We start from the raw sequence: 22,785 nt of genomic DNA, 5'->3' as shown, positions 1-22,785 counted from the left end.
GGGCAGGGAGGGTCCGGTCGTCGTGGTGAGACCCCTCACTCGAAGACGGACTGCCGGTCCTGAGCGTCCGTGGTCTCCGACGACTCCCGTGGCGAGGGGACCTGAGTCGGCGCCGGGGTGCGGCGACGATTCAGGTCCCCTCGCCACGGGAGTCGTCGGAGACCACGGACGATCAGGACCGGCAGTCCGCATTCGAGTGAGGGGCCTCACCACGACGACCGGACCCTCCCTGCCCTAGGGGCGGGACGCAGGCACCCAACGCGGTGGACGCGCGGCGCTCCTGCCCGGCGTCGGGGGAGACGCCTCGGCGCCGTGCAGAGGTACGGGGTCCGGCCCGGCGGCCCGGACCCATGGGTTCTCGTTCTCGGACGCCTGTTCCCCGGAGGCGGGCCGAGGCACTTCCCGGCCCGCCTGGCGCCATGTGCGTTCGAGGGAGTCGTAGATCGGTGAGTCCGAGACCGGCCGGGAGATTCCGCGCCAGGGGGCGGGCTCCGGGTGCGCCTCAGGGGTGGGCATCGTCTGCTCCATGCCAGACCAACGATTCTGCGGCTGCGGACGTGGCGGAAAGCGGCAGATTTCTCGGCAGGAGCGGTATAGGACATTTCATGCTGTTGTGTACCTTATGAGCGAAGCCCGAGGATCCGACTCCGTGGGGCAGGCCGGAGAAGGCGACAGCCGCCGATGGTGGGGCCTTGCCGTCATCGCGCTCGCCCAGCTGATGGTCGTCCTCGACGCCACCATCGTGAACATCGCCCTGCCGTCGGCCCAGCGCGAGCTCGGCCTCACCAACGGCAACCGCCAGTGGGTCATCACCGCGTACACCCTGGCTTTCGGCGGCCTGCTCCTGCTGGGCGGACGTATCGCCGACATGGTCGGACGGAAGCGGACCTTCATCATCGGGCTGATCGGCTTCGCGGGTGCCTCCGCGCTCGGCGGCGCTGCCACAGGCCCCGGAATGCTCTTCGCGTCCAGGGCCCTGCAGGGCGTCTTCGCCGCCGTACTCGCCCCCTCCGCCCTCTCGCTCCTCACCACCACCTTCACCGACGGCAAGGAGCGCGCGAAGGCCTTCGGGATCTACGGCGCCATCGCGGGCGCCGGCGGCGCGCTAGGCCTGCTGCTCGGGGGCATCCTCACCGAGTACCTCGACTGGCGCTGGTGCCTCTACGTCAACGTGCCCATCGCCGTACTTGCCGTCTTCGGCGCCGTCTCGCTCCTCCACGACCGCGCGGGCCACAAGGAGGCGCGCCTGGACATTCCCGGCGTGATCCTCGGCTGCGGCGGGCTCGTCGCCATCGTGTACGGACTGAGCGAGGCCGAGTCCAAGGGCTGGACCTCGGCCAGGGTGCTCGGTCTCCTCATCGGCGGCGCGGCGCTGCTCGCCCTCTTCGTCTGGTGGCAGTCCCGGGCCGCGAACCCCCTGTTGCCGCTGCACATCGTCAAGAACCGCAACCGCGGCGGCTCGATGCTCACCATGGGGCTGGCGATGATCGGCATGTTCGGGCTGTTCCTGTTCATGACGTACTACCTTCAGAACATCCTGGGCTACTCCCCGCTGAAGACCGGCTTCGCGTTCCTTCCGATGTCGGTGGCGATCATCATCGGGTCCACGCAGATCTCCGCCCGTCTGCTCCATCACGTCCCGCCGCGGCTCCTGATGGGACCCGGCCTGTTGCTCGGCGCGGCCGGTCTCTTCACACTGACCTTCCTCGGTACGCACTCCAGTTACGCCGCCCACATCCTGCCCGGGATGCTGATGCTGGGCCTTGGCATGGGCCTCACCTTCATGCCGGTGATGGCGACGGCCACCGCGGGCGTCGCCCCGCAGGACGCCGGGGTCACCTCGGCAACCGTCAACACCGCGCAGCAGGTGGGCGGTTCCGTCGGTACGGCGCTCCTCAACACCATCGCGACGACCAGCACCGCCACCTACCTCACCGCACATGTCGGCGATGCGGCGCGCACCGGACATCTGCCGCCGGCTGCCAAGGCCGGGATCGCCAACAGCGCTGTGGTGCACGGTTTCACGGTCGCCACCGGATGGGCCGCCCTGATCATGCTGGCCGCGTCGGCGGTTGCCGTACTCCTGGTCACCGCCCCCGCACCCCGCGACCACGAGGAGAACGCCGCCGCGGTCCCGGACGCCACCGCCGTCTAGGGCGCGCCGCCCGGCGCTCCCGTGCCGGTCGCGCACAGTTCGCGCTGGTGGGAGGAGAGTTGGTGCAAGCTACCGATGAGCAAGTCGGGACTGTACTGACGCCTGGGAGACGCGATGTGGAATGACCTGATGAGTGCGGGGATCCCGTACGGCGAGAAGGCCGTGCGCACCGTGCTGGTCTACTTCGTGATCCTGTTGCTGCTCCGGCTGGGCGGGAAGCGGGACCTGGCACAGCTCGACACCTTCGACCTGGTGGTCATGCTGCTGCTGTCCAATGTGGTGCAGAACGCCATCATCGGACCCGACAACTCGGTGTCCGGCGCCGCCTTCGGAGCCGCCGTGCTCCTGGTGGTGAACGCGCTCCTGGTCAGGGCCGCCTCGTCGTCGAGCAGGTTCGGCCGACTGCTCGAAGGAGTGCCTGTCGTCCTGGCACGGGACGGCAAGTGGCTGCCTGCCGCGATCAAGCGCAGCGGGCTGAGCCGCGCCGACCTGGACGTCGCGGTGAAGCGGCAGGGTGGTGACGACGTCTCCGAAACCACCACCGTGAGCCTGGAGCCCGGCGGTTCACTGCTGGTCGGTCTGAGCGAAGGCAACCAGAACGCGGACAAGAGCGACATCGCAGCACTGCGAGCCGAGATCGCCGCACTGCGGCAACAACTCGCATCGCCAGGACCTGGTCCCGATTCCGATTCTGATTGCGGCGCGGGTCGGCGCTGACACACCGCACCACCAATTGGCTCAAAATGATCCACTGGATGTGGTGCGCATGTCGGGCATCTATCGGACCCGCTTTCATCAGTACGCCTCCGTCGTGCCTCCTCGGGTGAAATGGCTCAAAGACAAGGGTGTCGCGGTTCGACTCCGCACCCGGGTCGCCGATGCCGGAGTGCATGGGCTCGGGGATCCTCGCCGAAGCGCTCCAGACACTCCACCGACACTCGTGGAGATGACGGTTACTCAGATTTCATTCACTCTCAATGTTCCTGCCGAGAGGGTCTGTTGACGCCGCTATGCAGTCGGGCTATAACTTTGAGTCGTCGTCGCCACACCAGGAGCACAGGGCCCCGTCGGGACTAGCGACGGCCAAAGGATTTACTCCAGTTGACAGCTAGGACCGTTCTCGAGATCCAGCCGTTCATGCCGCCGAATGCCGCGGCAAGCCTCTTCCAGGTAGCCCCCTACACCGCCCACTGCCAGGTGATATGCGACGACGGCGACCATGTCGTCATCGGGATATCACCGGGCAACAGCTACTTCTCGGCCCAGCGCATCGAGGATCTGGCCCGATGGGGTCTTTCACAATTCAAACAAGTCGACCTCGTGCACACCGACTTATACGTGGCCGAGATGTACGAGGCATTCGGCTACGAACCTGACAGCGCCCGGCGCAAAGCCGTCAAGAATCTGCGCGGGGTACGGGCCAAGGTGAACAACGCCATTGAGGCCGTCGACCCCGGAGGGCTGCGGCTCAGAGCCCGGCCCGTCTCGTCCTTCACGGACAATCCGGCCTACCGCGATATCCACGACCGCCTGCAGAGCCGGCTCTCCGCGGATCCGGAGTTCCGTGCGACCTGCGACGCACTGGTGGAGTCCTATCTGTCGTCCAAAGTCCTGGACGGCAAAGCCGCCACTGAGCGGCAGCGCGATGTGTGCCTCAGGTACGTCTGCGCCGAGGCGCCACTCTTCCTGGACACCCCCGCCATCCTCGGCGTCCCGTCCTCCCTCAACTGCTATCACCAGCTCCTGCCCATGGCCGAACTGCTCTACTCGCGCGGGCATGGACTGCGCGCTTCCCGCAACCAGGGCCATGCCGTCGTCACACCCGCCGAAGGAGACAGCCATGTCAGTCAGTAGCCTCACCTCGCCCGCCGAGGAGCTGCTCGACTTCCCCTTCTCCTGGCGTGGTGACCAGCTCCCCACCGAACTCGCCGAGTTGCGCGGCACCCCGGTGAGGAGGGTGCGGACCATCGCGGGTGACGAGGCCTGGCTGGTGTCGTCGCACCGGCTGTGCAAACAGGTTCTCGAAGATCCGCGGTTCAGCCTGAAGGACACCTCGGCCCCCGGCGTACCGCGGCAGTACGCCCTGACGATCCCGCCCGAGGTCGTCAACAACATGGGCAACATCACCGGGGCCGGCCTCCGCAAGGCGGTGCTCAAGGCGCTCAACCCCAAGAGCGAGGGCCTGGTCGAGTGGATGAGGGGTTACGCGAACGGGCTCGTCGACCGCATCCTCGCCGAGGGCGCACCTGCCGATCTGCGCGCCGGCTTCGCCGATCCGTACTCGGCAGCCATGCACTGCCACATCCTCGGCATCCCGCACGAGGACGCCCCCAGGCTCATGCGCAGCCTGGACATCGCCTTCATGAACTCGGCCTGCCCGATCTCCGGGGCCAAGCTCAACTGGGACCGCGACCTCGCGTACATGGTGCGGCGGCTCGACGATCCGGCCACCACCGGCCTGCTGGCCGAACTCGCCGCACTGCGCAAGGACCCGGAATACGCCCACCTCACGGACGAGATGCTCGCGACGGTCGGCGTGACCATGTTCGGGGCCGGAGTCATCTCCACCGCGGGCTTCCTGACCATGGCGCTGGTCTCCCTCATCCAGCACCCGGAGCTGAAGGCCGAACTCCTGGAGGACCGCGGCAAGATCCCCGCCGCGGTCGACGAGCTGCTCAGGATCAACCTGTCGATCGGCGACGGCCTGCCGCGTCTCGCACTCGACGACATCGTGCTGGGTGATGTGCAGATCAAGAAGGGCGAGCTCGTGCTGGTCCTGGTGGAGGGCGCCAACTTCGATCCGGAGGCCTTCAGTGATCCGCACAAGGCGGACCTGAGCCGGGAGAACAACACCGCGCACCTCTCCTTCGGAGGCGGTCAGCACTACTGCCCGGCGACGGCTCTCGGGAAGAAGCACACGGAGATCGCCATCGAGGCTCTGCTCGATCGGCTGCCGGCGCTCGACCTCGCCGTACCGGTCGAACAGCTGGTCTGGCGCACAGGGTTCATGAAGCGGATTCCGGAGCGGCTGCCTGTCATGTGGTGACCGCGGTGACGCAGCGGTGATACGGAACCCGGGTGACCCTGCGGTCGGTGCGGCAGACGCTTCATCGGCCGTAGGCAGCCCACGTTCCGAGTCCGAACCCGTCGCCCTCCTGGCGGACTTCCACAGCGCCCGCCCCGCCGAAGTGCGCGGGGACCACCAGCTCCCTTTCGGGGGCCGCCCGTTCGAGAATCCGCCGACGGCTGGTCACTGCCTGTTCCGCGTCCAGGCAGAAGCAGCTGTTGCAGGAGGGTGCGAGGATCTGCACGGGACTGTGCAGCAGATCGCCGACGAAGACCGCACGATCGCTCCCGGACGAGAGCCGCAGCACGGACGAGCCCGGCGTGTGGCCGGGCGCGGACTCCAGAGTGAGGTGGTCGTCGATGCGATGGATGCCCTCCCACAGCACGCTCTGCCCGGCCCGGTGGATCGGCGCGATGCTGTCCTCGTACATCAGCCGGTCGTCCTCCTGGAGACCGTTCCCGTACGCGTTGTCCGGGCCGAAATGGAAGTCGTCCGCAGCCGGGACGAGGTACTGGGCGTTGGGGAACGCCGGCTCCCACCCACCGTCGACGCCCACGGTGTTCCCGCCGACATGATCGGCGTGGACATGGGTGTTGACGACGACATCGACGTCCTGCGGCTGTACGCCGACCCGCGCGAGCCCCTCCAGGAAGTCGCCCTGCCAGTGGTGGAACTGCGGCGAACCGGGCCTCTCGCGCCCATTGCCGACGCCGGTGTCGACCAGGACGGTCCGCCCACCGCTCCGCAGCACCCAGGTCTGCAGCGCCACGACCGACCTGTCGCTGTCCGGATCCCAGTGATCGGGCGCCAGCCACTCCTCGTTGCCCTTCCACATTTCGGTACCGGACTCCGGGACCAGGCCGCGTGCCGGTGCGAAGGCCCCCTGCCACTCGATGACGCGGGTGATCTCGACCTCACCCAGGACGATGCTGTGCATGCTCTCGCTGCTCATGCTTCGACTCTAGGAAGAGGGAATGAGCTTCCCAATGCCTGTGAGGCTCATACCGATACGCATCCGTCTCAAGGCCGGAACATCGTGCCGAGCGGTCGGGCCCACCAGGGCTGCAGCAATGTGCGCGATCGGTAACGGTCCGGTACGGCGCCACTGAGCGCTCGATTTCGCGGGCACACTCCACCAGCAGTGATTCATTGATCTTGCGCATGGCAATGTGCGCTCGACTTCGGGGGACCAACCATGCGTGCAATGCGCGGAAGTATGAAGCTGTTCGCTCTGGGAGCGGTCGTCGCGACCGCCTTGACCGCCACGGCCTGCGAGCCGAAGGGGGCCGACAAGTCCGACGACAAGTCGAGCCCGCCCGCGAGTGCCCCGAGCAAGCCGGGCAAGACTCCCGGCTCCGGGAGCACGGGCAAGGCAACGCCGACACCCACCAAGCCCAGCGACGGCGGCTCGGGCGGCGGCGGGAAGTACGCGGACCGGCAGGTCCCTCCCACTGGCTCGATCTGCGATCACGGTGGCCAGGGCCCGTACGGGGCGATCGAGTCCGTCAACTTCGGTGGCGACAGCCCCAACACGGTGGTGGGCCTCGTCCTCGGCTCCTACGAGTGCGCTCAGCCGGGTGAAGCGAGCCCTGTGTTCACGCCGAGCAGTGCGACCGGCGCCGCTACGGACATCCTGCTCGACGACGCGCACCTCAAAGTGGTGGTGGGTGGCCGGCTCGCGAGCCAGCTGGGCACGAAGACGCCGAGCGCCAACAAGTTCGTCAAGAAGCTTGCGGAGATGCAGGACGACGGCAAGCTGGAAGGCACCAAGGCCCCTCAGTTCTACTTCCGGTCCGACGTCCCCTCGGACGACGTGAACTCCATGCCGGACGACACCTCCCACATCGTCTACCTGTACCAGATCGTCGACGGCGGCTGACTCCGAAGAGGCCCCTCGCCCGGTGGCGAGGGGCTTCCACACCCAGCTTCTACGGTGCGGCCACGAGGACGGCCAGGACAAGGCCACTCAGGGTGATGAGCCAGCCGGACAGCACCATGATCACTGCCGCTGCCTCTGCAGACCGAGGATCTCCTCCGGTCTGCCGACCGCGACCCAGGTCCCAGACAGCCTGGATGAACAGTGATGCCCCGATGACTCCGAACAGGAGGAGGATGAAATCGCTCACGTGCCCACCTTGCAGCTTTTCCCGCTCCTTCGGTGTATCCCGCACCCACTGCCGACACGGTTAATCCGATTGGCGTACGAATTGCCTCGTGGTGAGTCCCGCACTCCTGACCTGCGACGTTGAGGGAGGGCCACCCGCCGGCGCCCCAGGTGGTGGACACCCTTCTCTCGTGCCATGTTGAGAGGAAGCGATGAGGGCACGGGTGCAGGATGAGCCAGTCCAGATCGGTCAGGCGAAGCACCATGGCAACGGCGGCTGTCGTCGCGGTGGCAGCCGTGGTTCTGTCGAACTGCACGGCGACCCCCGGCAACGCCCCGGCCAGTCCGCCCGTATCCGGCACAACGACTCCGTCGCCCACGGTGACCTACCCGCTGTCCGCTGCCCCGCGCACCGTCCCGGCTGTCCGTGAGCACACACCGGCCCGCGGTCCTGGCTGGAAACCCTCGGCCGACGGACGGGTGGTGGTCCCGCCGGTCGACGGCGCGGCCCTGGCCGACGAGGGCAGGCTGCTGGCCACTGAGCTGCACCTCGGGTTCGCACAGTCCGCAGAGCGACGGCACGGTGACGTCCAGCTTTCCCTCGGGAAGAAGGGCTCCGGGCCGGCGGAGTCGTACAGCCTCGTCGTGCGCGACGGACAAGTCCGCATCACCGGACCGGACGCGGCCGGGGTGTTCTATGGCACCCGTACCCTCAAGCAGGCCGTACAGGCGGCTGGTTCGGCGCCTGAGGGCACGGTGCGCGACAGCCCGGCCAAGCCGGAGCGCGGGCTCAACCTCGACATCGCTCGCAAGTACTTCACCCCAGGCTGGATCGAGGACCGGCTGCGCGAGATGGCCGACTTGAAACTGAACCAGCTCGGCCTGCACTTCTCCGACGACCAGGCCTTCCGGATCGAGTCCACCACCCACCCCGAGATCGTTTCCGCCCCTTACCTCACGAAGGCCGAGATGGGCCGGATCATGGCTCTCGCGGCCCGCCTCCACATCACGGTGGTTCCCGAGATCGACTCTCCCGGCCATCTCGGCGCCGTACTGCGTGCACACCCCGATCTCCAGCTTCGTGACGTACAGGGCCGGGCGGTGGAGGGGGCGGTCGACATCTCCAACCCGGATTCGGCGAAGCTCGTGGATGAACTGCTGCGCGAGTACATGCCGGTCTTCCCCGGCGGCGCCTGGCATCTCGGCGCCGACGAGTACCAGGCACTGGTGGTACGCGATCCGCAGGCCTCCTTTCCCCAACTGGCACGTGAGGCACAGAGCCGGTACGGGCCGGCGGCAGGCGTACAGGACCTCGCGACCGGCTGGTTGAACGACCGCGCGGATGTGGTGCGACCTTCCGGAAAGGTGCTCAAGGCGTGGAACGACGGCTTCTTCGCGGGAGGGACGGTGGGTGCCGCGAAGGACATCCAGGCCGAGTACTGGACGGGCACGGAAATCGGCGCCCGCCCGCCCCTGGAATACCTGCGGGCCGGTCGGAAGGTCGTCAACCTCAATGACGAGTACCTCTACTACGTGCTGGGGGAGCCGAACCAGTTCACCTACCCGACCGGACAGCGGATCTATGAGCAGTGGACCCCGCTGGTGCTCCGTGGCACCACCCCGGTGCCTGCGGAGTTCGGGGAGCAGATCCTGGGCGCGCGGCTCGCTGTCTGGTGCGACCGTGCCGATTCGCAGACGCAGGACCAGATCGCAGCAGGCATCCGACTGCCTCTGGCTGCCCTGTCCCAGAAGGTCTGGGATGCTCGCCCGCCGCAACAGTCCTGGACCGCGTTCAAGGAGCGGGTCGGTGCAGCAATCAGCCCGTGATGCGGCGGCGAAGGCCGACCGCGACTCGCATGCGCGATCCGGACTGGCTGAAGCGGAGAAGCGAGGCTCGACACCAGTGGGGGCATGGCCGTTGATCGTCCGGAGCCTGCCGCCCGCGAGTTGATCGTTCACTTCGAATGAGCTGATCAATGCCTGTGGGGCTGATATTGATACGCAGTTATCTTGCTCTTGAGAGCCTGGATAGACTGACTGGATGGATGTGGTGAGCGACGCCGTGGCGGCCGTACGGATCGGGCGGCCCTCATCGAACCGGGTCCGGGTGAGCGGGAGCTGGTGCGCGCGGCTCGCCCCGTACGACGGAGCGGGCTTCCACGTCGTCCGGGAGGGTGGTTGCTGGCTGCTGCCCGACGGCGGCGGATCCCCGATCTCGCTCGGCGTGGGTGACGCGGTGCTGCTGCCGCACGGCACGGGACATGTGATCGCCGACGCGCCCGCCGATGCGACGACCGTGGAGCGGGCCGTGCCCTTCGACGGATGGCTCGACGCGAGGGTGCCGGGCCCGCCACGGGCCGACGCCGCCGGTGCGGTCGAGTTGCTGTGCGGCAAGTACCGGCTGGACCGCAGCCGGGTGCACCCGCTCATGGCGGAGCTGCCGGAGGTCGTCCACCTCCCGAACCGCGTCGGCACCCACCCCGAACTGCGCACCGCCGTCGACCTGCTGGGCCACGAGCTGGCCACACAAGGGCCGGGCTCCTGCATCGCGGTCCCCAGCCTGGTGGACCTGCTCCTCGTCTACATGATCCGGTCCTGGGTCACCCAGGGCACGACCGGCGCCTGGCCGACCGTCCTGGGCGACCCGGTGGCGGCCGCCGCACTCCGGGCGCTGCACTCGGACCCGGCCGCCCCATGGACGATCGACCGGCTGGCCGCCGAGGCAGGCGTCTCCCGCCCCACTCTGGCCCGCCGCTTCACCGCCCTGGTCGGCCGCCCGCCGATGGCGTACCTCACCTGGTGGCGCCTGATCTCCGCAGCGACCCTGCTCCGCGACACCCCGGATCCCCTGGCGGCCATCGCCCGCCGCGTCGGATACGGCAGTCCGTACGCCCTCTCCCACGCCTTCAGCCGGCAGTTCGGTACGACCCCGGGGCAGTATCGGGCAGCGGCAACGGAGCAGTCCGAAACCCGAGGTCAGCCGCGGTCGCCGAAGCTCCAGGCGTCGATGTCGCGGTAGTGGATCGGCCCCGGACCGCGGCCGATGTTGCTTGCGACCAGGTGCAGACGCTCGGCCGTCCACCGGCGGCCGGTGAATCCGGCGAGTCCCTCGGCGATGTCCACCGCGGAGGAGGGCGCGTCCCGTCGGGCGCGTGCCAGTGTCAGATGGGGCCGCAACGGCCGGTCCTCCAAGGCGACACCGCAGTTCTTGACCACGGTACGCACCTCGGCGGCCAGCAGCCGCAGCCCTTCGAGGTCTCCGTCGATCCCGCTCCACAGCACCCGCTCGTCGAAGTGCCCGCCGCCGCGCAGCGCGAGTGAGAGGGGCCGGTGGGCAGCCGCGAGGTCCGCGAGGGGCGGGCTCAGGAGCGGAACGGTCGCGACCGGGATCTCCCCGAGGAACGCCAGGGTGATGTGCCAGTCCTCGATGCGGTTCCACCGCATGCGCGGGTAGGCGTCGTAAGCCGGTCGCAGCTCCCGTGCGAGTTCCTCCTTCGCGTCGTCGGGCGGGGCGAGGGCGATGAACACCCGGACGGTCGCGGGCTGCACGGACTCAGACATACGCGGCCTCAGACATGCGCGCCCAGGAATTCCCTGAACTCTTCTCTGTCCATGGGACCCTCCCGCGTCGCCGTGACTTCGCCCTGCTCGATCAGGAGGAACGTCGGCGCTCCGGTGACGCCGAATCGTCGCGTCGGCTCCGGGCACCGGGTCATGTCGGTCTTGACGGCCGTCAGGCGATCGCCGTACTCGTCGGCCATCTCGCCCACGATCGCGTCCATCTCCTTGCACACCTTCACGGCCTTGGGCCAGGTGCCGGAGAAGTATGCGAGCACCGGCCCCCGGGACACGCGGAGGATGAAATCGAATTCCTCCTGCTCCATCGGCTGGTGAACACGGCTCGCCATCGGCACTCCTTCGCTGGTCAGCAATACGGCAGCCACCATCATGCAGCGCGTCCGGCGGATTCCTGCTGTTGACCAAGTGTTCACAGATCCCTTTCAGCGGGGGTCTAGCCTCGGACTCCGCTGAGGCAGCACCCTTTCGCTCTGTGTGCCACTACGGCACTCACGACACGAGTGGGACGAGGGGGTTGCCTTGATGCGACCGATCAGTCGTAGAGCATTTGTGGCACTTGGCGCGGGAGCCGCGGCCGCGTCCGCACTTCCCGCCGAAGCCGCCGGCACGGCCGACACCGGTACGAGAACAGCGGCAGCCACGGCGACCGGCACCATCAAGGACGTCAAGCACGTGGTGATCCTGATGCAGGAGAACCGCAGCTTCGACCACTATTTCGGGCGGCTGAAGGGCGTACGGGGATTCTCCGACCGCAGCGGCATTCTGCTCTCCAGCGGTCAGTCCGTCTTCAATCAGTCCAAGATCCTGGGGCGCCAGTACCCCTGGAAACTGAGCTCGACCCCCGCCGCAGGAGGAGTCGACGGAGAGACGCTCGCGCAGTGCAACGGCGACCTGCCGCACAGCTGGAACTCCCAGCACTCCGCCTGGAACAAGGGCCGGATGGACAACTGGGTCGCCGGGGTGGGAAACATCCGCTCGCTCGGCTACCTCGACCGGAGCGACATTCCCTTCCACTACGCCCTCGCGGACAACTACACCGTCTGCGACGCCTATTTCAGCGCCACCCTGAGCGCCACCGGGCCCAACCGCACCTACCTGTGGAGCGGCAAGGTCGACGGTTCGAGCAACGACGGCGGTGACGAGTCGGGGCTGACCTGGGAGTCGTACGCCGAGGCGCTCCAGCGGGCCGGTGTCAGCTGGAAGGTCTACCAGAACGCCAACGACAACTACGGCGACAACGGCCTCGCGTACTTCAAGAAATTCACCGACGCCAAGGCGGGCGACCCGCTCCACGACCGGGGCATGGGATCCGTCCCCGCCGTGACCGGGTCCACGCCCGACGACATCGCCGCCGCCATCAAGGCCGACGCACTCGCCGGCACCCTCCCGCAGGTCTCCTGGGTCGTCGCCAACCAGGCCTTCTCCGAGCATCCGTACGCCCCGCCCGGCGACGGCGCCCACTTCGTCGACCTGGTGCACCGCGCGCTCGCAGCCGCCCCCGAAGTCTTCGACTCGACCGTCCTGTTCCTCAACTACGACGAGAACGACGGCTTCTTCGACCATGTGCCACCGCCGTCGCCCCCCGCGAACACGGCGGGGGAGTTCCTGAACGGCACCCCGTTCGGGCTCGGGTTCCGGGTCCCGATGGTGGTCATGTCCCCCTGGACGCGGGGAGGCTGGGTCTCCTCCGAAGTCTTCGACCACACCTCGGTCCTGCGGTTCATGGAGACCTGGACGACCGCGCTGGGCAAGCCGGCCACCTGTCCCAACATCAGCGCCTGGCGCCGCAAGGTCACCGGTGACCTGACCGGTGTCTTCGACTTCTCCTCGCCCGTGTACGGGATGCCGTCCGGGCTGCCCGCCACCTCGGTCATCGGCATCAGCACCTGCGGGCCCCTGCCCAACCCGAGCCCGCAGACCAACGCCCTGCCCGTCCAGGAAGCGGGGACGCGGCCCGCCCGCGCGCTTCCGTACCAGCCCAACGGCAACCTCGACCGGTTCGAGTTCAAGACCGGCGGCCAGACCCTGGCCTGGTTCTCCATGGCCAACCAGGGCGACCGGGCGACCAGCGCGGCCCACCTCTCCATCCACCCCAACGCCTACCGCGACACGACGCCGTGGCAGTACACGGTGGACGCGGGCGGCACGGCCACCGACTTCTTCAACATCGGCACGGGGTCGGGATCGGGCGCGTACGACATCACGATGGTGGGCCCCAACCGCTTCCAGCGCCGGTTCCAGGGCGACGCCTCGAAGCCGGGGAAGAACGTCGAGGTGGCCGCCAGGTACGCGGTGGAGAGCGGCAGCGGCAAGCTCGCCGTGTGGTTCAAGATGACCAACGCCTCTGCAGCCGCCGTGAAGTTCACCATCACCTCGAACAACTACCGCACCGGATCATGGACGTACACCGTGGCGGCGGGCGGCTCCACGGAGGACTTCTTCAACGCGGTCGCCGGCCAGAACGGGTGGTACGACTTCACGATCACGGCGGACGTGGACAGCACCTGGTCCCGGCGCTACACCGGGCACCTGGAGACGGGCACGGTGTCCGTCAGCGGGTGACGGGCCCGGCAGTTGTCGCACCGGTCATACGGTGAGGACCTCGACGCCCAGTGCGCGGACGGCGGCCAGTTCGGCGTCGTCCGCGCCGGAGTCCGTCACCACCGCGCTGATGTCCGAGAGCGGGCAGATCCTGGCGAAGGTGACCTTGCCGATCTTGGTGCCGTCCGCGACCACCACGGTACGGCTGCTGTTGCGCAGGAAAGCCCGGTCGGTGTGCGCCTCCATCTGGTCGTACGTACTGCAGCCGTGCCCGACCGTGAGCCCGTCGACGCCGATGATGCTGATGTCCAGGTGGTACTCGTCCAGCATCCGCTCGGCGGCCGGTCCCACCAGTTCGTAACTCTCGGAGCGGGCGTCGCCCCCGATGACGACGAGCCGGACATCGGGCCGTACGACCAGGTCCGCCGCGATGTTGACGGCGTTGGTCACGACCGTGAGGCCGCTGCGCCCCGCCAGCACGCGCGCGACCTCGGTGACGGTGGTCCCGCCGGTCATTCCCACCACGGCGCCGTCCGGCACCAGGGCGGCCGCGGCCGCGGCGATGCGCTGCTTCTGGTCCTGCTGCCTGCCGGCGCGATGGCGAAGCGGCAGCTCCAGCGCGGCCGTGACAGCGCCGCCGTGGGTGCGCTGCACCAGTCCTTGCTCGTGCAGAGTCTGCAGGTCACGCCGTACGGTGGCGCCCGAGACGCCGAGGAGTTCGACCAGGGCGTGGACGTCCGCGCTGCCCGCGGTGGAAACGTGATCGATGATGCGGTTCAGCCGCTCCGTCTTGAGCATTGTTGCAGCGTATCTCTGCGCAGTTCTGCGCAGAACTGCAAATTCAGCACCGCTGGATCCCTTGACGTGAGCAATCCCAAGCGCTTTGATCCTGCCAAGTGCCCTGGGCGTACAGCCCGGCACCCAGAGGTGCGCCCAGCCGGTAGCGGACACCGTCCGAAGCCCGGCCAAAGTCGCCAGGATCGCTGAAGCGTCCGAGGCGGGGTCGTACCCGCGATTGATGGAGCTCACCATGCCCGTCAATACCGTCTCCCGTTTCCGGCGCCCCTGGGCGGTCGCCGCCCTGGCCACCGCGACCGCGGCCGCCGCCCTCGCCACTGGCACGACCTCGCAGGCCGCCGCCGCCACCGTCACCCTGCCCCCGGCGCACGCCGGGTTCGACTACCAGATCGGCGGCGCCTACACCCCGCCCCCCGGCGTCCAGGTCGTCAGCCGCGACCGCACCGCGTCACCCGCGGCCGGCCTCTACAACATCTGTTACGTCAACGCCTTCCAGGTCCAGCCCGGCGAACAGGGCCAGTGGCCCGCCGACCTGCTGCTGCGGGACGCGAACGGCAACGTCGTCATCGACGAGGACTGGGGCGAGGCGCTGCTCGACATCCGTACGGCCGCCAAGCGCGACCGGGTCGCCGCCAAGGTCAACGGGTGGATCGACGGCTGCGCGGACAAGGGGTTCAACGCCATCGAGCCCGACAACTACGACAGCTACACCCGCTCCCGGAACCTGATCACCGCGAGCAACGCCAAGGCCTTCATCACCCTGCTTTCCGCGCACGCGCACTCCCGGAACCTGGCCATCGGCCAGAAGAACACCGCGGAGCTCGCCGGCAGCCGGACCCAGACGGGCCTCGACTTCGCGGTAGCCGAGGAGTGCGGGCAGTACGACGAGTGCGGGGACTTCACGGCCGCCTTCGGCAACCACGTCATCGTCATCGAGTACACGGCCGGCGGGCTGAAGAAGGCCTGCGCGGGCTGGGGCAGCCAGCTCAGTGTCGTACGCCGCGACGTGGACGTGACCACTCCGGGCAGCTCCGGGTACGTCCGCAAGACCTGCTGACCCGCGACACCCCCGGCACCCGCGCCGCCGCTCGTACGCCCCCTTCCCGTTCGTCCGCAAGGAGTTCGCCATGACCCTTATCCGCGGTGCCCCGACACCACTCGCCCGCCGCAGGCTGTTGCGCGGCGGGGCGGCGATCGCCGCGGGCACCGCGGGTGCGGCGCTGCTGGGAGGCTGCGCGGGCGCCGCGTCCGGCGGTGTCGGCGCCGACGGCACGGTGACCGTGGAGCTCTGGCACGGCCAGACCGACACCGGCAGGAAGGCCGTCGAGGCGCTGGTCGCGGAGTTCAACCGTACGCATCCGAAAATCCGGGTGGACGCGGGCGGCGGCGGGGTGCTGGCCGACGCGATGCTGCAGAAGGTGACGGCCGCGCTGGCCTCGGGCTCGTACCCGGACATCGCCTACATCTTCGGCTCGGACCTGGCCAGTGTCGCTCGCAGCCCCCGCGTCGTGGACCTGACATCGGTGCTGCGCGGCGGCGCGACACCGTGGGCGGACTACTGGACTCCGGTACGGCAGGCGGTGACCCTCAACGGCAAGGTGCGGGCCGCCCCGGCGCTGCTCGACGCGCTGGCCGTCGTCTACAACAAGGAGCTGTTCCGCCGGGCGGGTATCCCGTTCCCCAGGGCGGGCTGGACCTGGGACGAATTCCTGGAGACCGCACGCAAGCTGACGGATTCCGGCCGTGGCGTCTTCGGGACGGGCTGGCCCGGGTCCGGCGACGAGGACACCACCTGGCGGCTGTGGCCGATGATCTGGGACCTGGGCGGAGACGTCGTCGGGGACGACGGTCACGGCATCGGCTTCGCGGACCAGGGCGTACAGGCGCTGACCACAGTCGGGCAACTGGCCGACGACAAAAGCGTCTACATCGACCCCAAGCCCGGCAGCGAGCAGATGTACAAGGTCTTCCTGAGCGGCCGGATGGGCATGGTGGCGACCGGCCCCTGGCAGCTCCCCGACATCATCGACGCGAAGATCGACTACGGCGTGGTGCCGATGCCCACCTACAGCGGGCGCCCCGTCACCATCTCAGGCCCCGACACCTGGACCGTCTTCGACAACGGCTCCGAACGCTCCCGCGCCGCTGTCGAGTTCGTCAGCTGGATGATCCAGCCCGAACGGGACGTGCGCTGGGACGTCCAGGCCGGCAGCCTCCCGCTGAGCACCGCCACCGCACGGCGCCCGGAGTGGAAGCAGCACTCGGCACGGACGACCGGTCTCCAGGTGTTCACCGACGCGCTCGCATCCGCCCGGGTCAGACCCATCCACGCGGCGTACCCGCAGATCTCCATGGCGCTCGGCGAGGCCGTCGTCTCCGTGCTCCTGGGCCGCAGATCTCCGGCGCAGGCCCTGCGCAGATGCGCCGACACGGCCAACGCGGCCCTGCTGATACCCAGATGAGGAAGGCCGTCATGTCGCAACTGCCCCGAGCGGTCACGCTCGCACCGGCCGATCACCTCAAGGTGACCCCTCCCAGGGCGAGCCGCCGTCGAGCGCGCCGGGAATCCACCACCGCCTGGGCCTTCATCAGCCCCTCGGTGGTCGTCATCCTCGGACTGAGCATCGTCCCCGTCGTCTGGTCCCTGCTGCTGTCCTTCCGTGCCGACGACCTGGTCACCCCTGGCCGCTGGGTCGGTCTGGACAACTACCGTGCACTGGCGCAGGACCCCAACTTCCACACCGCCGTGAGCAATACGCTCGTGTACGCGGCGCTCTACGTGCCCCTGAGCCTGGTGGGCGGCCTGGCGCTGGCCCTTGCCCTGAACCGGCGGATCAAGTTCATCGGCCTCTACCGCACACTGATCTTCATCCCGTTCGTGGTCTCGGCCGCAGCCCAGGGCGTGCTGTTCTCCTTCATCCTCGATCCCGAGTTCGGCGTCGCCAACTCCCTGCTGCACAAGCTCGGGATCTCCCCGCAGGGCTTTCTCTCCGACCCCGGCCAGGCACTGTTCCTGCTGGTGATCATCTCGCTGTGGAGCGGGGTCGGATTCTGCGTCATCGTCTACCTCGCCGCGCTGCAGGACGTACCGCCCGAACTCGTCGAGTCCGCCAGGCTCGACGGCGCCGGCCGCTGGAGAGTGCTGCGCCACATCACCCTGCCGACGCTCACCCCGGTCACGGTCTTCCTGGTGCTCTGGCAGCTGATCGCCGCCCTGCAGGTCTTCGACCTGGTCTACGTCACCACCAAGGGCGGGCCGCTCGGATCGACGACCGTCATCGTCTACTTCGTCTGGGAACAGGCCTTCCAGATGTTCACCGCCGGGTACGGGGCATCGGCCGCGTACGTACTCGCGCTCGCCCTGCTCCTCGCGGGCGCCGCGCTCCACCTCCACCGGCGCCATCAGAACCGTACGGAAGGAGCCGCCCGATGACCACGTCCATGGCTGTGCACGAAGTGCGCCAGGCTGCCGCCCCGGCCGCCACGGGCGCGGTGCGCCGGCGGCGGCTGCCCTTCAGCGCCTGGCACCTGCTGCTCGCACCGCTGTCGCTGGGCTTCGCGCTGCCGCTGGTCTGGCTGCTCCTCAGCTCGGTGATGAGCAATGCCGAGATCAACCGGTTCCCGCCCGCGCTCTGGCCGCACGGCATCCACCTCGACGGGTACCGGTACGTCCTCGGCAACGCCATGTTCCCGCGCTGGTTCGCCAACTCCTTCATCGTGGCGGGCACCGCGGTGGTGTCGAACCTGCTGCTCGGGGCGCTGGGCGGTTATGCGTTCGCCCGGATGCGCTTCGCCGGCTCGCGGCTGCTGCTCGGGCTGATGCTGGCGACGATGGTCATCCCGTTCCAGCTGACCATGATCCCGACCTTCCTGGTGATGAAGGAACTGGGGCTGATCGACACACTGGGCGCGCTGATCGTTCCCTCGCTGGTCACGCCGTTCGCCGTCTTCCTGTTCCGCCAATTCTTCCTCGCGCTGCCCAGGGAGATCGAGGAGGCGGCCTGGATCGACGGCTGTTCACGGCTGCGGGTGCTGTTCTCGATCGTGATGCCGCTGGCGCGACCCGCGCTGGCGACCGTCGCGGTCCTGACGTTCCTGGCGACGTGGAACGACCTGTCCTGGCCGCTCATCGCGATCAACCATGACACGCAGTACACGCTCCAGCTGGGGCTGACGACCTTCCAGGGCCTGCATCACACCAAGTGGTCGGCGGTCATGGCGGGCAATCTCATCACCGTACTTCCCGTCCTGCTGGCCTTTCTCCTCGCCCAGAAGACCTTCATCCAGTCGCTGACATCGAGCGGTCTGAAGGGCTAGTCGCAGTCTCTCCGTTCGCATCCGAATCCTAGGAAACGCCATGTCTCCCCCCTTCGACCTGCTCGTGATCGGCGACGCCAATCCGGATGTGGTCCTCGGCCCCGTGCCGCACCGCCTCGCCTTCGGCCAGCGCGAACAACTCGTCGGCCGAGCGGGCCTGGTACTCGGCGGCTCCGCCGCGATCATGGCCTGCGGGGCCGCGCGCCTCGGTCTGCGGGTGGCGTTCGCCGGCCGCGTCGGTGACGATCCGGCCGGCGCGTTCGTCCGCGCCGCACTTGCCGGGCGCGGCGTGGATGTCACGGCCCTGGTCACCGATCCCCGACTGCCCACGCCCCTCACGGCGATCCTCACCACCGATGACGGGGACCGGGCCATCCTCACCGCGCTGGGATGTCTGGCCGCGACCGGCCCCGCCGACGTTCCCGAGGCGCTGCTGGCGTCGGTACGGCACGTACACGCAGCGTCCTTCTTCCTGATGCCGCACCTGGCCAGGTCGCTCCACCAGGTGTTCGCCGCAGCCCGCTCGTTCGGCGCGAGCACCTCGCTCGACACGAATGACGATCCGCACCAACAGTGGGACCGGGAGCTGCTCGACCCGGTCCTCGCGGTCACGGACACTCTGCTGCCGAACGCGGCCGAAGCCCGCGCACTCGCGGGGGAGGCCGAACTGCTCGACGCAGCAGCCGCGTTGGCCCGACGCGGCCCACTCGTCGTCGTCAAGAACGGCGCCGAAGGGGCCGTCGCCCACGACGGCGTACGGCCGCCCGTCCGTGCCGCGGCAGTGCCGGTCGAGCCGCTCGACACGGTCGGCGCGGGCGACAGCTTCGACGCCGGATTCATCACCGCAACCTTGCGCGGCCTGGACACCGGGGCCGCGCTGGCCGTGGCCGCGGCCTGCGGCTCGTTGTCCACCCGTGGCCACGGCGGCACCGCGACCCAGCCCACCTGGGACGAGGCCGGAGCCGTCATTTCGCACCAGGAGGTTTCCTCATGACCGGCAAGACCAGTGCAACGGTGAAGATTGTTTTCATGGGCGCCGGCAGTGTGGTGTTCACCCAGGGGCTGCTCGCCGACCTGTTCGCCTTCCCCGAGCTCACGCATGTCCATGTCGCCCTGCACGACATCGACGCGGAACGGCTGGCCACGGCCGAGGGCGCTGCCCACCGGATAGCCGCCGATCGCGGCGCCAAGCCGACGATCACCGCGCATTCAGACCGGCGCGGTGCACTCGAAAACGCCACCTTCGTCATCAACATGATCCAGGTCGGCATGAACGAGGCCACCCGCACCGACTTCGACATACCCGCCCGCTACGGGCTGCGCCAGACCATCGGCGACACCCTCGGCATCGGAGGCATCTTCCGCGCACTGCGCACCTTCCCCGTGCTGCGTTCGCTCGCCGCCGACATGGCCGAACTCTGCCCGGATGCATGGCTGTTGAACTACACCAACCCGATGGCGATGAATGTCCTCTATCTGAACCGGATCGCGCCCGGGCTGCGCACCGTGGGTCTGTGCCATTCGGTGTACTGGACCATGCACGACCTCGCCGAGCTGGTGGGCGTCCCCTTCGACGAGGTCTCGTATCTCGCCGCCGGGGTCAACCACCAGGCCTGGGTGCTCCGCTTCGAACGCGCGGGCAAGAACCTCTATCCGCTCCTCGACGATGCCATCGCCAAGGACCCCGAACTGCTGCGCCGCGTACGCGTGGACATGTACCGCCGGCTGGGGCACTACCCCACCGAAACCAGCGAGCACTCCTCCGAGTACGTCCCCTGGTATCTGCACCACGACAGCGAGATCGAGCGCCTGCGGCTGCCGGTCGGCGCCTATCTGGACATCATCGAGGAGAACGTCGCCAGTTACGAACAGACCCGCGAGGCGCTTGCCTCGGGTGCCCCGCTGCCGGTCGACGCCAGCATGGAGTACGCCCCGCAGATCATCCACAGCATCGTCACGGGCACCCCGCGCACGGTCTACGGCAACGTCCCCAACCGCGGCCTGATCGACAACCTGCCCGCCGACTCCGTGGTCGAAGTGCCCTGCCTGGTGGACTCCCAGGGAGTCCAGCCCACCCGGATCGGCGCCCTGCCCCCGCAGTGCGCAGCCCTCAACCGTACGTACACCAGCGTCAACGACCTGGTCGTACGGGCGGCCACGGACGGCGAACCGCGCCACATCCGGCACGCTGCCATGACGGACCCGGCAACGGCCGCCGCACTTCCGGTGGAGCGGATCTGGGACCTGTGCGACGATCTCGTACGCGCCCACGAGGACCTTCTGCCGCCCGAGCTCAGGGTGGAGCTGGGCCACTGAGTCCCGGCGACGGGCGGTGCGTTCACCGCTCAGAGGCGGGTGGGGGCGTCCCGCGGGGGCGTCCCCACCGGTCAGCGGGTCAGATCACCGGCGAGGAGAGAAGGACCAGCGGGAGCAGTCCGGCCTCGACCGTGGCGCGGTCGATGGTGAGGCCGCTGTAGCGGCCGACGCCGGCGAACACCCGTGCCGGGATCTCGTCCGCATGCGCCTCGTAGTACAACTCCACCTCCGCCTCGGTCGACACACCGTCGTACAGGGACGGGAACACAGCCCCCGTCGCCCGCAGTGCGGCGTCCAATTCCGGCGACCAATCAGCGCCCCCACGGAACTCGGTCTCCCACGTCCGCCCGTTGTCTCCCGGGGCATGGAGGATCAGAGAGGGGGCATCGTGGTGGTTCAGAGTGAGGCAGATGATCTCCTCACCGACCAGGGGATCCATCTCCGGCACGCCCCGGTGACCAAAGAACCAGGTAGCGGCGAAGCCGTCCTCCAGGACGTACACCCAGTCGCCGCAGGTGCCGTACATCGCGCGGCTGACGTGCGTCATGTCCACACCGGAGGGAGTGGCCAACTCGTCCCGCTCGTTGTACAGATCCCCACACTGAAGCTGTTCGCTGTCCGCTCCGAGACGGACCAGGAACGCCTCCGCCTCCACACCGCGGGCTGCTGTCAGAGAGATGCTGCCGCGCATCCCGGGCACGCCACGCTTCGCATCCTCGTAGCTGTGCTCACCGATCCATCTCATTCCGTCAGGCATCCCGCCAACCTACCGGCGGGCGGAATGGAGTCCGATGCAGTGCAGATGCGGGTGAAGCGGGTGGCGAGAGTGACAGTGGTGAGCCCTTTGACCATCCCTGCCTTGTTCTGAAGGTCGGGTATGTGCCGACGTCGAAGAAGTCCGCACTGCGCAGGTCGGCTGCGAGTCTCGACTGTTTGGTCCGGATCGAGGCGGCTTCGATCGTGAGGGTGCCGGATACGGTGCCGTCGGGGGCGATGCCACCGGTGCCGCTGAAACCGGTGAAAGCACCGGTGACCGTGGCCAGACTCCACATCGACTTGTTTCTGATGCCGATGGAAGAACGAGCTGCGTCCAGGGTCCAACTGCCGGCTTCGACGTCGGTCAGCCGGATGGAAGGGGGGACAGGGTCCGTCGCGTGTGTCGCCATGTTGGATATCCCTTTTTTGGTGGGTCGGAGACCGGATGGGCGCCAGGGAGTTCACCTGGAGAGATCACAACTCGGTCGACCAGTCCCGGAGTTCGACGGCCTCCTTGAGGAAGGCCAGGAACCGGGCGGCATAGCCTCCGTCCACGGCCCGGTGGTCGAAGGTCAAGGTGAGATTGCCGACCGGGTGCACCACGACGGCGTGGGATCCGTCGGAGGGCCGGCACTGCCACCGGTCGTGGCCGTACGGCGTCCGTGGCGAGGATGACGACCTGGGGCTGGTTGATGATGGGTGCGGTCAGCCACTCGGTCCCGCCGTCATCGGCGCGGTGGCCCTCAGTCGTGCCGCCGACGGCTTCACCCACGCGCTGGCCACTTCCCCGCTTCCCGCGGGCGCCAAAGCCGCAGGCAGTCAAGTCGCGGCGGAGGGTGGCCCGCTCGCGGTCAACACCCTTCCGCCCCAATCCCCTCCCGGTGCTGCCGGGCCCCTGGCCCTGCAGGCGCTCGGCGGACCCGATCGGGATTGTGTGAGCACTACGGCGGGGTGATTCATCTGGATTCAGGGGCAGGGCGACCGGCAGACGGCATTCACGGCCGGTTCCGGCAGCCTCCCCGCGGCTGCCGGAACCGGACCTCCCTGTCAGGCGGTCAGCAGGCGCCCAGATCCTGCCAGGCTCCCCATTCGCCGGTGGTGCCCGGCGTCTCGTTCTGGGTCCACCACTTGGCCTTCCAGGTGTGGCCGCCG

23 protein-coding genes and 1 pseudogene are annotated in these 22,785 nt (G+C 68.5%); 15 read left to right on the top strand and 9 right to left on the bottom strand.

Going from position 1 to position 22,785, the window contains the following annotated elements; genetic code table 11:
* The first annotated feature begins 622 nt into the window (after positions 1–622).
* The 5 genes from J0695_RS15590 to J0695_RS15570 all read left to right on the top strand — a co-directional run bounded on the left by J0695_RS15590 (position 623) and on the right by J0695_RS15570 (position 5,201).
* Positions 623–2,155: an MFS transporter gene (locus J0695_RS15590; protein ID WP_206962638.1), complete on the top strand. Its 1,533-nt coding sequence runs from the start codon at positions 623–625 to the stop codon at positions 2,153–2,155.
* A gap of 129 nt (positions 2,156–2,284) precedes the next feature.
* Entirely contained in the window at positions 2,285–2,872 is a 588-nt protein-coding gene (locus J0695_RS15585; protein ID WP_242552708.1) for a DUF421 domain-containing protein, read from the top strand.
* A 49-nt stretch (positions 2,873–2,921) separates the two neighbouring features.
* Positions 2,922–3,158, top strand: a complete 237-nt coding sequence (locus J0695_RS15580) for an oleate hydratase (protein WP_206962636.1) — start codon at positions 2,922–2,924, stop codon at positions 3,156–3,158.
* Between the two features lie 98 nt (positions 3,159–3,256).
* Positions 3,257–4,009: a cyclodityrosine synthase gene (locus tag J0695_RS15575; protein ID WP_242552707.1), complete on the top strand. Its 753-nt coding sequence runs from the start codon at positions 3,257–3,259 to the stop codon at positions 4,007–4,009.
* Positions 3,996–5,201: a cytochrome P450 gene (locus J0695_RS15570; protein ID WP_206962635.1), complete on the top strand. Its 1,206-nt coding sequence runs from the start codon at positions 3,996–3,998 to the stop codon at positions 5,199–5,201. Before J0695_RS15575 ends, J0695_RS15570 begins: the two co-directional genes overlap by 14 nt.
* Before the next feature lie 61 nt (positions 5,202–5,262).
* Here the strand turns inward: J0695_RS15570 and J0695_RS15565 are convergent, their stop codons facing one another.
* Positions 5,263–6,174, bottom strand: coding sequence for an MBL fold metallo-hydrolase (locus tag J0695_RS15565; protein ID WP_206962634.1), 912 nt, complete (start codon positions 6,172–6,174; stop codon positions 5,263–5,265).
* 252 nt (positions 6,175–6,426) lie between these two features.
* Here J0695_RS15565 and J0695_RS15560 point away from each other — a divergent pair, with 252 nt between their 5' ends.
* Entirely contained in the window at positions 6,427–7,101 is a 675-nt protein-coding gene (locus J0695_RS15560) for a hypothetical protein (protein WP_242552706.1), read from the top strand.
* A 49-nt stretch (positions 7,102–7,150) separates the two neighbouring features.
* On the opposite strand, the gene J0695_RS15555 is transcribed toward J0695_RS15560, so the two are convergent.
* Positions 7,151–7,348, bottom strand: coding sequence for a hypothetical protein (locus J0695_RS15555; RefSeq protein ID WP_206962632.1), 198 nt, complete (start codon positions 7,346–7,348; stop codon positions 7,151–7,153).
* A gap of 242 nt (positions 7,349–7,590) precedes the next feature.
* Between J0695_RS15555 and J0695_RS15550 the strand changes: the two genes are divergently transcribed.
* Positions 7,591–9,153 (top strand): beta-N-acetylhexosaminidase, encoded by a 1,563-nt coding sequence (locus tag J0695_RS15550; protein WP_206962631.1) that lies wholly within the window; start codon positions 7,591–7,593, stop codon positions 9,151–9,153.
* Positions 9,154–9,367: 214 nt separating this feature from the next.
* Positions 9,368–10,345, top strand: coding sequence for an AraC family transcriptional regulator (locus J0695_RS15545; protein WP_206962630.1), 978 nt, complete (start codon positions 9,368–9,370; stop codon positions 10,343–10,345).
* On the opposite strand, the gene thpR is transcribed toward J0695_RS15545, so the two are convergent.
* Both thpR and J0695_RS15535 read right to left on the bottom strand, forming a co-directional pair.
* Positions 10,303–10,887 (bottom strand): RNA 2',3'-cyclic phosphodiesterase, encoded by a 585-nt coding sequence (gene thpR, locus J0695_RS15540; RefSeq protein WP_206962629.1) that lies wholly within the window; start codon positions 10,885–10,887, stop codon positions 10,303–10,305. The genes J0695_RS15545 and thpR overlap by 43 nt on opposite strands.
* Before the next feature lie 8 nt (positions 10,888–10,895).
* Positions 10,896–11,234, bottom strand: a complete 339-nt coding sequence (locus J0695_RS15535) for a thioredoxin family protein (protein WP_206962640.1) — start codon at positions 11,232–11,234, stop codon at positions 10,896–10,898.
* 193 nt (positions 11,235–11,427) lie between these two features.
* On the opposite strand from J0695_RS15535, the gene J0695_RS15530 reads away from it, so the two are divergent.
* Positions 11,428–13,467, top strand: a complete 2,040-nt coding sequence (locus J0695_RS15530; RefSeq protein WP_206962628.1) for a phosphocholine-specific phospholipase C — start codon at positions 11,428–11,430, stop codon at positions 13,465–13,467.
* A gap of 24 nt (positions 13,468–13,491) precedes the next feature.
* On the opposite strand, the gene J0695_RS15525 is transcribed toward J0695_RS15530, so the two are convergent.
* Entirely contained in the window at positions 13,492–14,244 is a 753-nt protein-coding gene (locus J0695_RS15525) for a DeoR/GlpR family DNA-binding transcription regulator (protein WP_206962627.1), read from the bottom strand.
* A 232-nt stretch (positions 14,245–14,476) separates the two neighbouring features.
* On the opposite strand from J0695_RS15525, the gene J0695_RS15520 reads away from it, so the two are divergent.
* From J0695_RS15520 to J0695_RS15495, 6 genes are all read left to right on the top strand, one after another.
* Positions 14,477–15,301, top strand: coding sequence for an endo alpha-1,4 polygalactosaminidase (locus J0695_RS15520; RefSeq protein ID WP_206962626.1), 825 nt, complete (start codon positions 14,477–14,479; stop codon positions 15,299–15,301).
* A gap of 70 nt (positions 15,302–15,371) precedes the next feature.
* Complete coding sequence (locus J0695_RS15515) at positions 15,372–16,706, top strand: ABC transporter substrate-binding protein (protein ID WP_206962625.1); 1,335 nt, start codon at positions 15,372–15,374, stop codon at positions 16,704–16,706.
* An 11-nt stretch (positions 16,707–16,717) separates the two neighbouring features.
* Entirely contained in the window at positions 16,718–17,677 is a 960-nt protein-coding gene (locus tag J0695_RS15510) for a carbohydrate ABC transporter permease (protein ID WP_206962624.1), read from the top strand.
* Complete coding sequence (locus tag J0695_RS15505; protein ID WP_206962623.1) at positions 17,674–18,561, top strand: carbohydrate ABC transporter permease; 888 nt, start codon at positions 17,674–17,676, stop codon at positions 18,559–18,561. The genes J0695_RS15510 and J0695_RS15505 overlap by 4 nt, the downstream gene beginning before the upstream one ends.
* 40 nt (positions 18,562–18,601) lie before the next feature.
* Positions 18,602–19,555, top strand: coding sequence for a carbohydrate kinase family protein (locus J0695_RS15500; RefSeq protein ID WP_206962622.1), 954 nt, complete (start codon positions 18,602–18,604; stop codon positions 19,553–19,555).
* Positions 19,552–20,877 carry an alpha-glucosidase/alpha-galactosidase gene (locus J0695_RS15495; protein WP_206962621.1) on the top strand — a complete coding sequence of 442 codons (1,326 nt, stop codon included), beginning with the start codon at positions 19,552–19,554 and terminating at the stop codon, positions 20,875–20,877. The genes J0695_RS15500 and J0695_RS15495 overlap by 4 nt, the downstream gene beginning before the upstream one ends.
* A 79-nt stretch (positions 20,878–20,956) precedes the next feature.
* Here the strand turns inward: J0695_RS15495 and J0695_RS15490 are convergent, their stop codons facing one another.
* The 4 genes and pseudogenes from J0695_RS15490 to J0695_RS15475 all read right to left on the bottom strand — a co-directional run.
* Positions 20,957–21,634, bottom strand: coding sequence for a hypothetical protein (locus J0695_RS15490; RefSeq protein ID WP_206962620.1), 678 nt, complete (start codon positions 21,632–21,634; stop codon positions 20,957–20,959).
* Positions 21,627–22,043 (bottom strand): YceI family protein, encoded by a 417-nt coding sequence (locus J0695_RS15485; protein ID WP_206962619.1) that lies wholly within the window; start codon positions 22,041–22,043, stop codon positions 21,627–21,629. The genes J0695_RS15490 and J0695_RS15485 overlap by 8 nt, the downstream gene beginning before the upstream one ends.
* 64 nt (positions 22,044–22,107) lie before the next feature.
* Positions 22,108–22,251, bottom strand: a pseudogene (locus tag J0695_RS15480) (2-oxo acid dehydrogenase subunit E2); the annotation flags it as partial.
* A gap of 437 nt (positions 22,252–22,688) precedes the next feature.
* The coding region (locus tag J0695_RS15475) for a carbohydrate-binding protein (protein WP_206962639.1) at positions 22,689–22,785 on the bottom strand (97 nt) is incomplete at its 5' end.

The organism is Streptomyces beijiangensis (assembly GCF_017315755.1).
GTDB classification, from domain to species: Bacteria; Actinomycetota; Actinomycetes; order Streptomycetales; family Streptomycetaceae; genus Streptomyces; species Streptomyces beijiangensis.
This window is presented reverse-complemented; position numbering and strand designations above follow the sequence as displayed.

Bases quoted from the DNA above. Each gene is read 5' to 3' on its own strand.
- J0695_RS15570 (WP_206962635.1), top strand. From the start codon at position 3,996: ATGTCAGTCAGTAGCCTCACCTCGCCCGCCGAGGAGCTGCTCGACTTC.
- J0695_RS15545 (WP_206962630.1), top strand. From the start codon at position 9,368: ATGGATGTGGTGAGCGACGCCGTGGCGGCCGTACGGATCGGGCGGCCC.
- J0695_RS15505 (WP_206962623.1), top strand. From the start codon at position 17,674: ATGACCACGTCCATGGCTGTGCACGAAGTGCGCCAGGCTGCCGCCCCG.
- J0695_RS15510 (WP_206962624.1), top strand. From the start codon at position 16,718: ATGTCGCAACTGCCCCGAGCGGTCACGCTCGCACCGGCCGATCACCTC.
- J0695_RS15495 (WP_206962621.1), top strand. From the start codon at position 19,552: ATGACCGGCAAGACCAGTGCAACGGTGAAGATTGTTTTCATGGGCGCC.
- J0695_RS15565 (WP_206962634.1), bottom strand. From the start codon at position 6,174: ATGAGCAGCGAGAGCATGCACAGCATCGTCCTGGGTGAGGTCGAGATC.
- J0695_RS15490 (WP_206962620.1), bottom strand. From the start codon at position 21,634: ATGCCTGACGGAATGAGATGGATCGGTGAGCACAGCTACGAGGATGCG.
- J0695_RS15485 (WP_206962619.1), bottom strand. From the start codon at position 22,043: ATGGCGACACACGCGACGGACCCTGTCCCCCCTTCCATCCGGCTGACC.
- J0695_RS15590 (WP_206962638.1), top strand. From the start codon at position 623: ATGAGCGAAGCCCGAGGATCCGACTCCGTGGGGCAGGCCGGAGAAGGC.
- J0695_RS15530 (WP_206962628.1), top strand. From the start codon at position 11,428: ATGCGACCGATCAGTCGTAGAGCATTTGTGGCACTTGGCGCGGGAGCC.
- J0695_RS15515 (WP_206962625.1), top strand. From the start codon at position 15,372: ATGACCCTTATCCGCGGTGCCCCGACACCACTCGCCCGCCGCAGGCTG.
- J0695_RS15500 (WP_206962622.1), top strand. From the start codon at position 18,602: ATGTCTCCCCCCTTCGACCTGCTCGTGATCGGCGACGCCAATCCGGAT.
- J0695_RS15585 (WP_242552708.1), top strand. From the start codon at position 2,285: ATGAGTGCGGGGATCCCGTACGGCGAGAAGGCCGTGCGCACCGTGCTG.
- thpR (WP_206962629.1), bottom strand. From the start codon at position 10,887: ATGTCTGAGTCCGTGCAGCCCGCGACCGTCCGGGTGTTCATCGCCCTC.
- J0695_RS15550 (WP_206962631.1), top strand. From the start codon at position 7,591: ATGGCAACGGCGGCTGTCGTCGCGGTGGCAGCCGTGGTTCTGTCGAAC.
- J0695_RS15560 (WP_242552706.1), top strand. From the start codon at position 6,427: ATGCGCGGAAGTATGAAGCTGTTCGCTCTGGGAGCGGTCGTCGCGACC.
- J0695_RS15580 (WP_206962636.1), top strand. From the start codon at position 2,922: ATGTCGGGCATCTATCGGACCCGCTTTCATCAGTACGCCTCCGTCGTG.
- J0695_RS15520 (WP_206962626.1), top strand. From the start codon at position 14,477: ATGCCCGTCAATACCGTCTCCCGTTTCCGGCGCCCCTGGGCGGTCGCC.
- J0695_RS15525 (WP_206962627.1), bottom strand. From the start codon at position 14,244: ATGCTCAAGACGGAGCGGCTGAACCGCATCATCGATCACGTTTCCACC.
- J0695_RS15535 (WP_206962640.1), bottom strand. From the start codon at position 11,234: ATGGCGAGCCGTGTTCACCAGCCGATGGAGCAGGAGGAATTCGATTTC.